At 69.3% G+C, this 12038-nt stretch carries 12 protein-coding genes; 4 read left to right on the top strand and 8 right to left on the bottom strand.

What is annotated here, in order from left to right; translation table 11 throughout:
* Nucleotides 1-3 precede the first annotated feature (3 nt).
* The gene (locus tag ACSQ1W_RS00595) at nt 4-1143 is read right to left on the bottom strand and encodes an efflux RND transporter periplasmic adaptor subunit (RefSeq protein WP_436041257.1); all 1140 of its coding nucleotides are present in this window, start codon (nt 1141-1143) and stop codon (nt 4-6) included.
* A gap of 78 nt (nt 1144-1221) precedes the next feature.
* Here ACSQ1W_RS00595 and ACSQ1W_RS00590 point away from each other — a divergent pair, with 78 nt between their 5' ends.
* The 3 genes from ACSQ1W_RS00590 to ACSQ1W_RS00580 all read left to right on the top strand — a co-directional run bounded on the left by ACSQ1W_RS00590 (nt 1222) and on the right by ACSQ1W_RS00580 (nt 4066).
* Nucleotides 1222-1893: a TetR/AcrR family transcriptional regulator gene (locus tag ACSQ1W_RS00590; protein WP_436041256.1), complete on the top strand. Its 672-nt coding sequence runs from the start codon at nt 1222-1224 to the stop codon at nt 1891-1893.
* Nucleotides 1894-2040: 147 nt separating this feature from the next.
* Complete coding sequence (locus tag ACSQ1W_RS00585; RefSeq protein WP_436041255.1) at nt 2041-2697, top strand: protein-L-isoaspartate O-methyltransferase family protein; 657 nt, start codon at nt 2041-2043, stop codon at nt 2695-2697.
* A 22-nt stretch (nt 2698-2719) separates the two neighbouring features.
* Nucleotides 2720-4066 carry a TolC family outer membrane protein gene (locus ACSQ1W_RS00580; protein ID WP_192270827.1) on the top strand — a complete coding sequence of 449 codons (1347 nt, stop codon included), beginning with the start codon at nt 2720-2722 and terminating at the stop codon, nt 4064-4066.
* A gap of 175 nt (nt 4067-4241) precedes the next feature.
* Here the strand turns inward: ACSQ1W_RS00580 and ACSQ1W_RS00575 are convergent, their stop codons facing one another.
* Together ACSQ1W_RS00575 and waaA are read right to left on the bottom strand one after the other, a co-directional pair.
* On the bottom strand, nt 4242-5462 hold the full coding sequence (locus ACSQ1W_RS00575) for a CaiB/BaiF CoA transferase family protein (protein ID WP_436041254.1): 1221 nt from the start codon (nt 5460-5462) through the stop codon (nt 4242-4244).
* Nucleotides 5459-6760: a lipid IV(A) 3-deoxy-D-manno-octulosonic acid transferase gene (waaA, locus tag ACSQ1W_RS00570; RefSeq protein ID WP_436041253.1), complete on the bottom strand. Its 1302-nt coding sequence runs from the start codon at nt 6758-6760 to the stop codon at nt 5459-5461. The genes ACSQ1W_RS00575 and waaA overlap by 4 nt, the downstream gene beginning before the upstream one ends.
* A gap of 39 nt (nt 6761-6799) precedes the next feature.
* Between waaA and lpxL the strand changes: the two genes are divergently transcribed.
* On the top strand, nt 6800-7729 hold the full coding sequence (gene lpxL, locus ACSQ1W_RS00565; RefSeq protein ID WP_436041252.1) for an LpxL/LpxP family Kdo(2)-lipid IV(A) lauroyl/palmitoleoyl acyltransferase: 930 nt from the start codon (nt 6800-6802) through the stop codon (nt 7727-7729).
* Here lpxL and ACSQ1W_RS00560 read toward each other — a convergent pair.
* The 5 genes from ACSQ1W_RS00560 to ACSQ1W_RS00540 form a co-directional block, all read right to left on the bottom strand.
* Entirely contained in the window at nt 7720-8625 is a 906-nt protein-coding gene (locus tag ACSQ1W_RS00560) for a lysophospholipid acyltransferase family protein (protein ID WP_436041251.1), read from the bottom strand. The genes lpxL and ACSQ1W_RS00560 overlap by 10 nt on opposite strands.
* Entirely contained in the window at nt 8615-9937 is a 1323-nt protein-coding gene (locus tag ACSQ1W_RS00555; protein WP_436041250.1) for an O-antigen ligase family protein, read from the bottom strand. Before ACSQ1W_RS00555 ends, ACSQ1W_RS00560 begins: the two co-directional genes overlap by 11 nt.
* Nucleotides 9909-11048, bottom strand: coding sequence for a glycosyltransferase (locus ACSQ1W_RS00550; protein ID WP_436041249.1), 1140 nt, complete (start codon nt 11046-11048; stop codon nt 9909-9911). The genes ACSQ1W_RS00555 and ACSQ1W_RS00550 overlap by 29 nt, the downstream gene beginning before the upstream one ends.
* A gap of 36 nt (nt 11049-11084) precedes the next feature.
* A complete protein-coding gene (locus ACSQ1W_RS00545; protein WP_062357310.1) occupies nt 11085-11282 on the bottom strand; it encodes a zinc-finger domain-containing protein in 198 nt (65 codons plus the stop codon).
* A 163-nt stretch (nt 11283-11445) separates the two neighbouring features.
* On the bottom strand, nt 11446-12024 hold the full coding sequence (locus tag ACSQ1W_RS00540) for a YceI family protein (protein ID WP_436041248.1): 579 nt from the start codon (nt 12022-12024) through the stop codon (nt 11446-11448).
* Nucleotides 12025-12038: the final 14 nt, after the last annotated feature.

The following is a 12038-nucleotide window of genomic DNA, read 5'->3' as shown; positions in this document are numbered from 1 at the left end:
CGGTTACTCCGAGCGCGAGGCGACGTTGGAGGTACCGCCGGCGGCGGTCGGCTTCAGGGGCCGGTTGTTGCGGTCCACCGGCGCGACCACTTGGCCTTCGCGCAACAGGTGGCCGCCTGCCGCCACCACCCAGTCGCCGGCCTTCACGCCGCTCTGCACCGGTACGGACGCTTCGCCATAGGGGCCGAGCTGCACGGCCTGCGCACGCACCTTGCCGCTCGCAGGATCGACGACCCAGACGGTCGTCTTGCCGTCGTCGCCGCGCTGGATCGCCGACAGCGGCAACTTCAACGACGCCTTGCTGCCGTTCTCCTGCACGTAGACGCGGGCGCTCTGGCCCAGTTCCACCTGCTGCTGCGCCTCGCCCACCAGGCTGACGCGCGCGGCGTAGGTGCGCGTCTGCGCATCGGCCGCAGGCGCGATCTCGCGGATGGCACCCGGCAGGCGCTGGCCAGGCGCATTCCACAGTTCGATCACCACCGGCTGGCCGACGCTGAAGTCGCGGATGCGGTTTTCCGGCAGCCCGATGGCCACCTCGCGACCGCCATCGGCGGCGAGCGTGAAGACGGTCTGGCCCGCGGCCACCACCTGCCCGGCTTCGGCCTGACGGCTGGCGATGACGCCGTCGCGCGGTGCGCGCAACTGCGAATAGCCTTCCTGGTTGCGCATCACGTCCATCTGCGCGCGCGCCGCGCGCGCCTGCCCCTCGGCCGCCTTGTAGGCCGCGACCTGCGCGTCGTACGCGGACTGGCTGATCAATTTGTCGCCGACGAGCTTCGCGTAACGGTCGCGATCGCCGCGGGCGCGGACCAGGTCCGCCTCGGCCGCAGCCAGTTGCGCCTGCGCCGCTTGGGCCTGCAGTGCGAAGTCACCGGGATCCAGCACCGCGAGCACTTCGCCCTTCTGCACGCGGGCACCGGCATCGACGTTGCGGCGGACGAGATTGCCGCCGACGCGGAACGACAGCGGGCTTTCCTCCTGGGCGCGCACTTCGCCAGCATACGCCGACAGCGCAGCGTCGGCGCCACCACCGGGCTGCACGACGAGTGCCGGCTGCGGCGTTTCCGCCGGCTGCTCCGCACTGCAGGCGGCCAGGCCGACCAGCACGATTGCGAACACTCCGTTCCAGCGCGTCTGGCGCATGACTGCTCCGTTGAGGCTTCAATTAGTGGACTTGGCGGTATAGTATAAATATCGAACCGAGTAGTCTAGTATTAAGCCATGGTCAGCCCACGCCCCTCCGCCAGCCGTCCCAAGCCGCCCGCCAAGCCCGCCTCCAGCGGTCCCGGCCGCCCCAAGGACCTGGGCAAGCGCGCCGCCATCCTCGAAGCCGCCAAGCAGTTGTTCGCGCGCGAGGGTTTCAACGGCGTCAGCATGGACCAGATTGCCGCCGAGGCCGGCGTGTCCAAGCTGACGGTGTACAGCCACTTCGGCGACAAGGACGCCCTGTTCGCCGCGGCCGTGCAGGCCAAGTGCGAGGAAATGCTGCCGGACGCGCTGTTCGAGATCGAGCTCAAGGGCAGCCTGCGCGACCAGTTGAAGGCCATCGCGCAGGCGTTCTTCGCGCTGGTCACCAGCGAGGAGGCCATCAGCACGCATCGCATGATGATGGTCCCGGGCAACATCGACGACAAGCTCAAACGGACCTTCTGGGAAGCTGGCCCGCAACGCACGCACGATGCCTTCGCCGCCATGCTGCAGGCGCTGGTGGCCAAGGGCGAGCTGGATATCCCCGACGTGGCGACGGCGTCCGTGCAGTTCTTCACCCTGATCAAGGGCGAGGTGCACGCGCGCATGACCTGCGGCCTGTGCAGCCGGCCCGGCCCGGTCGACGCCCGCCAGCACGTCGATGCCACGGTGGACATGTTCCTGAGGGCGTATGGCCGCCGCTGAAACTGAAGCGCAGCCCCGGGCGACGGAGGTTGCGGTGACTTCCGGCACTGCGCCTGCCGCCGCGGGTGCCCCGATCCTTGCCCAGCGCGGACCGAGCCAGCCCGGTAAAATGCCCGGCCCAGCCCTCCGCGTCGGATGACCACCCCCATGACGATCAACTACACCCAGGCCCGCGAAAACATGGTCGAGCAGCAGGTACGTCCCTGGGACGTGCTGGATGCGCGCGTGCTGGAAACGCTGGCCACGCTGCCGCGCGAGGCCTTCGTTGCCGAATCGCACCGCGCGCTCGCCTATGCGGACCTGGAACTGCCGCTCGGCCATGGCCAGTCGATGGCCAAGCCCGTCATCGAAGGCCGCACCTTGCAGGCGCTCAAGCCGCAGGCGGACGAGGATGTGCTGGAGATCGGCACCGGCAGCGGCTACCTGACCGCCTGCCTGGCGCACCTGGCACGCGAAGTGGTCAGCCTGGAGATCCAGCCCGAACTCGCCGACGCCGCGCGCGCGCGCCTCGATGCCGCCGGCCTGGGCAGCAACGTGCGCATCGACACCGTCGACGCGCTTTCGTGGGAAACGGACCGCCGCTTCGACGTCATCTGCGTGACCGGGGCCGTCGCCACCGTGCCCGCACGTTTCCTGCAATGGCTGCGTCCGGGCGGTCGCCTGTTCGTCGTGCGCGGAGCATCGCCGGTGATGGAAGCCGTGCTGCACGTCGCCGATGTCAACGGTGCACGCGTCGAGTCGTTGTTCGAAACCGACCTCCCCTATCTGGTCGGCGCCGCACCGGCGCCCCAGTTCGTCTTCTGAAGAAATACAAAAAGGAACCCGCATGAGCCGTCGCCCCCTCGTACTCGCGCTCGCCCTGGCCCTGCCGTCTGCGGCCAACGCCGCCGACCTGATGCAGACCTATGAACTGGCGCGCACCGGCGACCCGACCCTGTCGATCGCGGAATCGACGCGCCTGATCGACAAGGAAGGCGCGGTGCAGGCGCGAGCGGCGCTGCTGCCGCAGATCACCGGCAGCGCAGGATACGAACTGACCCACAGCAGCCGTCCGGGCGATCCGACCGGCGACGGCAAGAGCCGCACCTACGGCGCCCAGGTCAACCAGACGATCTTCGACTGGAGCCGCATCGCCAACCTGCGCGGCCAGCGCGCCATCAGCCGCGCCGCTGATTTCGATCTGGCCTCGGCGAACAACGAACTGATCACCCGCACGTCGGCCGCCTATTTCAACGTGCTCATCGGCATCGAATCGCTGGCCGCCGCCGAAACCAACGAGGCCGCGTCGAAGAAGCAGTTCGACTACGCGCAGAAGCGACTGGACGTGGGCCTGGCTCCCATCACCGACGTGCATGAAGCCCGCGCCCAGTACGACAGCGCGCGCGCCAACACCATCCTGGCCCGCAACGCGCTGGACGACAGCTACCGCGCCCTGGCCGAGATCACCGGCCAGCCGATCAGCGGCCTGAAGGGCCTGCCGGACGATTTCCGCCCGGAACTGCCGGTGGAACAGAACGCGCAGTCGTGGGTGGACCGTGCGCTGGAGCAGAATCCGAACCTGAAGTCGGCCGAATATGTGCTGGAATCGGCGCAGCATGGCGTGGCCAGCGCGCGTGCAGGCCACTATCCCACGCTGAATTTCCGCGGCGGCTATTCCAACGGCACCGACTGGGACAGCGTGCCCGGCACGCTGTCGCGTGATGGCGAGGGCTACAACTGGGGCGTGACGCTGACCGTGCCGATCTTCTCCGGCGGCGCCACCCAGTCTGGCGTGCGCCAGGCACTGGCCCAGCGCGATCGCGCCACCGATGGCCTGGAGCAGACCCGTCGCGCGCTGGTGCGCAACACCAGCAATGCCTACCAGGCACTGGTCGCCGGCGTGACCGAAGTGGAAGCGCGTCGCCTGGCCGTCGTGTCCGCGCAGAGCGCGCTGGATGCCTCGCAGGTCGGCCTGGAAGTCGGTACCCGCACCGTGCTGGACGTGCTGCAGAACCAGCGCACGCTGTTCCAAGCGCAGGTCGAATACGCGCGCGCGCGCTACAACTTCCTGCAGAACCGACTGCTGCTGGAACAGGCGGCCGGCACGCTGGACGGCACCGATGTGCAGGACGTCAACCGCCTGCTGACCGCCGACGCCGAGGCGCGCCTCTCGTCGCAGCCCGTTTCGCAGTAACACCTCGCGTTCTTCGCGATCACAACGGCGGGCTTCGGCCCGCCGTTGTCGTTCCAGGACCCGGGATTCCCTGCAGGAGCGACGCGAGTCGCGACCGCACGTTTCGGTAACCCGGATACGTCGAAGCAAGTGGAAGCCCCGCGGTCGCGACTCGCGTCGCTCCTGCACCCGCCCCTCAGATCGCGCCTCGCGCACGCAGCGCGACGATCTCCGCATCGTCGTAGCCTGCCTCGAGCAACACCTCGTCGGTATGCTGTCCGAGCAGCGGCGGCGCATGCCGCAGATCGACCGGCGTAGCGGACAGCTTCATCGGACTGTCGACCAGCGCCACGACGCCGGCCAACGGGTGCGGAGCCTCGACGACCATGCCGCGCGCCCGGACCTGCGGATCGGCGAACACGTCGGCGATGTCGTTGACCGGTCCGCATGGAATGCCAGCCGCCTCCAGCAAAGCCAGCCATGCGTGCCGGTCGCGCGCGCGGAAGGCCGACTGCAGCATCGGCACCAGCACATCGCGATGGCGCACGCGTCCCGCGTTTGTCGCGAAACGCACGTCGCCAGCCAACGTGGGAACCTCCAGTACGTCGCACAAGCGCGCGAACTGCCGGTCGTTGCCGACCGCCACGATGAGGTGGCCGTCGGCAACGGCAAAGACCTGGTACGGCACGATGTTGGCATGCGCATTGCCCTGTCGCGGCGACACCTCGCCACCGATCAGGTAGTGGCTGCCCAGGTTGGCGAGCATCGCGACCTGCGCATCCAGCAGGGCCATGTCGACCACCTGCCCCTCGCCGGTCGCATCGCGGTGACGGAGCGCGGCGAGGATCGCAACGGTCGCGTACATGCCGGTGAACAGGTCCGCGACGGCGACGCCGACCTTCTGCGGTTCGCCATCGGCCGCACCGGTGACGCTCATCAGGCCGCCAAGTCCCTGCACGGCGAAGTCGTAACCGGCACGCCGGGCATACGGCCCTTCCTGGCCGAAACCGGTGATCGAGCAGTAGACCAGTCGTGGGTTGGACGCGCGCAGCGTTTCGGCATCCAGGCCGTAGCGTGCCATGTCGTCGACCTTGAAGTTCTCCACGAGCACGTCGCTCTGCAGCGCGAGCCGACGAATGACGGCCTGTCCCTCCCCGGTGGCGATGTCGACCGTCAGCGAACGCTTGTTGCGGTTCGCGCACAGGTAGTACGCGGATTCCGCCGTCTCGTTTCCTTCCGCATCGCGCAGGAACGGCGGCCCCCAGCCACGCGTATCGTCGCCGCTGCCCGGGCGCTCGATCTTGATGACCTCGGCACCCAGGTCGGCCAGCGTCTGCGTGCACCAGGGTCCGGCGAGCACGCGGGTCAGATCCAGCACGCGCACGCCGGCCAGCGCGCGTGGCGCGCCCGTGCTCATGCCACGGGCGCCGGCAAGTGTGGCGCGATCATCACCAGCGTACGCGCCAGCGCGCCGCGTCCGTGCTCGACCAGCGCCCGTCCCCGTTCCGCCATGCCGCGTCGGCGGGCGTCGTCGGCGAGCAGGGCGTCGATCGCCTCCGCCACGCCCGCTGCGTCGGGCACGATCACCAGCGCATCGGCCTCCTTGAGCCGGCGCGAAATCTCGCTGAAGTTGTGCAGGTGCGGCCCGGTAACGGCCGGTGTTCCCACCGCCGCAGGCTCCAGCATGTTGTGGCCCCCGATGGCCTGCAGGCTGCCGCCGATGAAGGCCACGTCGGCGCACGCGTAGAACGCCATCAGCTCGCCCAGCGTGTCCAGCACGAAGACGTCATCGCCGGCGGACGGCCAGCGATCCTCGCGCCGCGTGCCGACCTTCCAGCCGGCCTCGCTCGCCGCCTCCGCCACGCGCGGAAAGCGTTCCGGATGCCGCGGTGCCCACAGCAGCAGCAGGTCCGGCCAGCGCTGGCGCAGACGCGCGTGGATGGCGAGGACGGGGGCCTCCTCGTCCTCATGCGTGCTGGCGGCGATCCAGACCGGTCGGCCGCTCGACAGATGCTGCCGGAAGCCGTCGACCACCTCGCCCACGTTGGCCGGCACGGGGATGTCGAACTTGAGATTGCCGACGTCGCGCACCTGTCCCGGCAGTGCACCCAACTGCACGAAACGCGCAGCGTCATCGCCGGACTGCGCTGCTACCTTGCGCACCGTTCGCAGCGTGCGCGCGATCAGCGGCCGCAGCACGCTGTAGCCACGCAGCGAGCGCGCGGACAGCCGCGCGTTGAGGATGTACAGCGGCACCTTGCGATCATGGCAACCGAACAGCAGGCTGGGCCAGAGTTCGGTTTCCATGATCAGCGCCAGGCGCGGCGGAAAATGCCGCAGGAAGCGCGACACGGCGCCCGGCAGGTCGTAGGGGGAATACACGTGCAGCACGCGCTCGCCCCACAGCGTCTGCACGCGCTGCGATCCGGTCGGCGTGATGGTGGTGATGAGCAGGCGCAGGCCGCGATGCCGTTTCAGCAGCGCATCGACCACTGGTGCGGCGGCGTTGACCTCACCCACCGACACCGCATGCAGCCACACGTCGACCGTGCCCCCCGGGACATCGTAGTTGCCGTAGCGCTCGTTCCAGCGCTGGAAATACTCCGGATAGCGGAAGCCGCGCCAGATCAGGTGGTAGAGGGTGACCGGCGTCAGCACGTACAGCACCACCGAGTACAGGGCGCGCAGCAGGCGTTCGGCGGTACGGTTCGACATGGGCGACAAGGATACCCGGGGCCGCCGTTACAATGGGCCATGGCCGAATCCAAGCGATCCTCCGACGCCGGCGAGCGTCCACCGATGGGCCCGCGGCAGTGGCCGTCCTGGCTGGGCATCGGACTGGCCTGGCTGGCAGCACGCGTGCCGTGGGTCCTGCAGCGCCCGATCGGCCGCGCCGTGGGCGCGCTGCTGTACCGCGTGCTGCGCGACCGCCGGCACGTGGCCCGACGCAACATCGCCCTGTGCTTTCCGGAACTGGATGCGCAACGCCAGGACGCCCTGGCGCGCGCCAGCTTCGGTGAGCTCGGCATCGGACTGTTCGAGTTCGCGCGCGCCTGGTGGGGCAGCGTCGACCCGATGCGGAAGGGACTGCAGGTGGAGGGACTGGAGCACCTGGCCGCTGCGCGCGCGGGTGGACGCGGCGTGATCGTGGTGTCGGGCCACTTCACCACGCTGGAGATCTCGGCACGCCTCATGTGCGATTACGCACCCCTGGCGGGCATGTACCGCCCGCACAACCAGGGCGCGATGGAGTGGGCGGTCAAGCGTGGCCGACTGCGTTACGCCAGCGCGATGTTCACCCGTGAGGAACTGCGTCCCGCGTTGAAACACCTCAAGCAGGGCGGCCTGCTGTGGTTCGCGCCCGACCAGGACACGCGTCGCGGCGACAGCGTGTTCGTACCGTTTTTCGGCCACCCCGCCTACAGCCTGACGTCGACGCACCAGTTGGCGCGACTGTCCGGTGCGGCGGTGATCGCCTTTGCGCACGTGCGTCGCGAAGATGGTGGATATACGCTCAAACTGTCGCCTGCGTTCGAGGACTTCCCCTCGTCCGATGCCACCGGCGATACCGCGCGCGTGATCGCCGCGATCGAGGCGATGGTGAGGCAAGCGCCCACGCAGTATCTGTGGATCCATCGGCGCTTCAAGCGGCAACCCGACGGACGCGGTGAACTCTACCGGTAAAGGTCCGGCTCGCCCGGAGGCCGCGTCTTGAAACGGCGGTGCACCCACAGGTACTGCTCGGGATGCTGGCGGACCACGGCCTCCAGTTCGGACATGTAGCGCGCCGCGTCCTTCACGGGATCACCGCTCGGCCATCCGCTCCACGTCGGCTCGACGCGCAGCTGGTAGCGCCCATCTGCATCGCGGTGGAACCAGAACGGCAGCACCACCGCATTGCCGCGACGTGCGAGGTCGGGCGTGGCGGTCAGCGTCGCGGCCGCCACGCCGAAGAACGGCACGAACGCGTTCTGGTAGTTGAAGTCCTGATCGGCCGAGTACGCCACGATGCCGCCGCGCGACAGCGTGCGCAGCAGGCCGCGCACGTCCTTCTTGCCGATGACGTCGGCGAACACGCGACGACGCGCACCGTCCATCAAGCGCTCGATGCAGGGATCGTTGTTGCGTCGCGCGACGATGTTCACGCGCTCGCCCAGTGCGTCACCGAGCAGGCGCGCGCACAGCTCGGAATTCGGGATGTGTCCGCCGAACAGCAGAATGCCGCGATCCTGCGCGCGCGCGGCGCGCACGTGTTCCAACCCCTGCACGTCGGCCAGCCCGCGCAGTACGCGCGAGGGTGCGTACCAGCCACGGACGAGTTCGAACGCGGCGGTCACGGTCGCGCGCACGGTACCGAGGAGCAAGCGTGCACGCGCGTGCTCGTCCAGTTCCGGAAAACAGAGCGCCAGATTGATCGCCGCATGGCGACGACGTTTGGCGAGCAGCGGCCACAGCAACGAGGTCGCAGCATTCCCCAGGGCCAGCAGCCAGGACTGCGGCAGGCGCGCGATGCACGCTGCCACCAGGTTGGCCGGCGCTACGAACCAGCAGCGCACACCCGACGCGCGCTCACTCGTCATCGCGCGCCAGCAGGCTGCCCGCGTACAGCGCCGCCAGCATCAGGGTAAGGCCGCCCCAGAACGTCGAATAGAAGGCCAGATGCGTGTTCAACGGGAACACCGTCACCGCCAGCGCCAGCATCGCCGGCCGCGCGCGATCCTTGGCCTGGGGCGTGGCATAGCGCCATGCGCGCCACGCCAGCGCCGTGCCGGCCAGCCACAGCAATAGACCGATGACGCCGGTTTCGCTGAGCACCTCGAGCACGATCTGGTGGGCGTGGAATGCCGGGCCCTGGCCCCACTCCGGACGCTGGCCGGTATCCGTGGTGCAGGCGGGATAGGCCTCGCGGAAGCCACGGGCACCGACGCCATTGATCGGATGATGGACCACCATGCAGACTGCGGCAGACCAGATCTGCGCACGCCCCGACAGGGCCGTATCCACGCCCGACTCATCGGCGGCCAGGGCCTGGGTCGTCAGCATGATGCGGTCGCGTACCTGCACGGACGACACCGAAAGCAGGGTCAACACCAGCAGGCCGGCCGCCATCACGCCCAGCATACGGCGCAGCCCGAGCAGTCGCCAGCCGGAGGCCACCAGCACCAGCGCGTACGTGATCCATGCGGCCCGTGCGCCTGCGAGCAGGACGACGATGCCGATCGCACCCGCGGCGAGCAGCCAGCCCAGCGTCTCCAGGCGCTTCGCGGCGGCGAACAGCAGGAACGGCGACAGGCTGGCCATCACCACGCCGAGCTTGCGATTGCATGGGCCAAGGAAGCCGCTGAGCCGGTCGATTCCCGCCACCTGCTCCAGCGTGCACATCGGCCGTCCGCTGATGAGCTGCTTCAGCTGGTCGAGCCCCCAGAACAGCGGACTGCTGCCGAAGACCACCTGCGCTATCGCATCCAGCGTCCAGATCGCCACGATGACCGCAAGCCCGTTGAAGGTCGTGCGCCTGGCGGAAGCGTTCGCCACCGATGCCGCCACCAGCCACAGGAATGGCAGGTAGCGCAGATCCACCGCCGCCTCGCGCAGCGCGCGTGGCGTGTCGACCGCATCGATCGCCGAGATCGCCTGCGGCAGCCAGTACGCGGCGAACAGCGCGCTCGTCAGCGCCCATGCGCCACCGCTCAACAGGCGCGTGCCTCCGCGGAAGCGGCCGAGCAGCAGGCGGACGACCGCCGCCAACGCGCCCAGCACCATCACCGCCTCGGCATAGCCGGGCGCGGGCCACAACGCCACGAACGTGAGCACCCACGCCGGCGCCCAGCGCCAGCCGTGCGCGTCGCGTGGATGCGGCGTATCAGGGATCGATGGCGAGTCGGCGGTCATCGGCGAGGTCGTGGTAGAGGGCGAGCGTGGCGTCCTGCATCGCGCGCAGGGTGTAGGCCGCCATCGTAGCCAATGGCGAAGGCGGATGGGCGAGAACGTCCTGCACCGTGTCGAGCAGCGCGCCTTCGTCGAATGCCGGCACGGCGCCGCGCGGCTGCAGTTCGGCCAGCAGTTCGCCGACGCCGCCATGCGCCCAGCCGACGACCGGACGTCCCACCGAGAGCGCCTCGATCACCGTGCGGCCGAAGGCTTCGGGCTTGCGCGACAGCTGCAGCACCAGGTCACTGGCGGCGTAGGCACGGGCGATCTCCGTCGTCGGAGGCGTAATCGCGAGCGCATCGGCGAACCGGCCCCGCTGCGCTTCCGCTTCAAGATCGGCCACGTACTGCTCACGCCCGCGCTCACGCGTGCCCGGCATCCACAGGCGCGCATCCACGCCCCGGTTGCGCAGGTTGCCGAGCAGCGCGAGCGCCTCGCGATGCCCCTTCAGGCGCGTGCCGCGTCCCGGCAACAACAACATCGGGCCGTCGCCCTCCAGCGCGGGGTGCTGCGCCGCTGCCCAGGCGCGTGCGCCTACGTCCGGGTGTGCGGCACGCGGGAATTGCGCCGGATCGATGCCGCGCGGAATCACCACCAGCTTGCCGGGATCCGTACGCAGGTAATGCTGAAGCAGGTAGCGGCGCACGGTGTCCGACACGCAGATCACGCGTTCGCCGTAGGTCATCACCGCGCTGTAGCGGCCCGGCGAATTCAACCCGTGCATGGTGGTGACGAAGCGAGGCCGCGATGCCGGCGGCATGCTACGCACCGCCCACAGGCCGATCCAGGCCGGCAGGCGCGAACGCGCGTGCACGATATCGGCGCCGACATCGGCGAACAGCTGCCGCAACGCACCGGCATGGCGCAACGTCAGCAGCGATTTCCGGCCGATGTCGAGGGTGACGTGCTCCGCGCCCGTGGCGCGCAGCGCGGGCTCCAGCCGGCCACCTGCGGACACGACCACGGCACGATGCCCGGCACGCACCAGCGCATCGGCGATCTCAAGCGTGGAGCGTTCGACACCGCCGGATTCCAGCGCCGGCAGCAGCTGGACGACGGTCAGGCGGCGCATGGGCGATGGGCCGCGCGCGGGGCCCGCATCAGCCGGTCAGTCGGCCAGGACGAAGTGCGAACCGCAGTACGGGCACTGCACTTCCCCGCCCGCCGCGTCCTCGATGGCCAGGTACACCCGCGGGTGCGAGTTCCACAACGCCATCGACGGCAGCGGACAGCTCAGCGGCAGGTCGGCGCGCGACACGGTGTAGCGCTTCTCGGCATTGGCGGGCGCGGTGGCGGTCTGGCTCATGGCGGTGCGGGCAGTCGTCGAACGAGGCGACCAGTCTACCAGCCGGCGCCGGGGTGCCCAAGGAACGGGCCTCCCACCAAGAAAAACGCCGCCCGGCGCAAGCGGGGCGGCGAGTCCTTGCTGGCGAGATCCGGCGGGGGGAGGAGCGCCGGATCGCAGCGGATTACTTCTTCGCGTCGGCCGTGGCTTCGGTGGTGATCTTCAGCGCGACCTCGTCGCTGACCATCGGGGCGTACGCGCCCACGCCGAAATCGCTGCGCTTCACGGTGGCGGTGGCATCGAAGCCGATCGCCGGCACCTTCTTCATCGGGTGCTCGCCGGCCTTGTTCAGGGTGACGTCCAGCACCACCGGCTTGGTGATGCCCTTGATGGTCAGGTCGCCGGTGACCTTCAGCTTGCCTTCGCCCGCGGCTTCCACCTTGGTGCTCTTGAAGGTCGCGGCCGGGTACTTGGCGGCGTCGAACCACTTGTCGCCGGTGAGGTGGTCGTAGAACTGGTCGGCCAGCGCGCTCAGGCCGGTCAGCGGCAGCGTGACCTGCACGCTGGACTTGGACACGTCGGCGGCGTCGTACACCAGCGTGCCATCGGCCTGGCCGAAGTTGGCGCTCGGGTTGGAGAAGCCGAAATGGTTCCAGCTGGCCAGCACGTTGGTGTGGCCGGGGTCGAGCTTGTAGGTCACCGGCGCCGCGAAGGCCGAACCGGCGAATGCGAACAGGGCGGCAACGAGCAGGGTCTTGCGCATGGGGAAGTCTCCGG

Source organism: Pseudoxanthomonas sp. LjRoot143 (assembly GCF_964252945.1).
Taxonomy (GTDB): Bacteria; Pseudomonadota; Gammaproteobacteria; order Xanthomonadales; family Xanthomonadaceae; genus Pseudoxanthomonas_A.
Note: the sequence above shows the minus strand (reverse complement) of the source record. Positions and strands in the feature narration are given on the sequence as shown.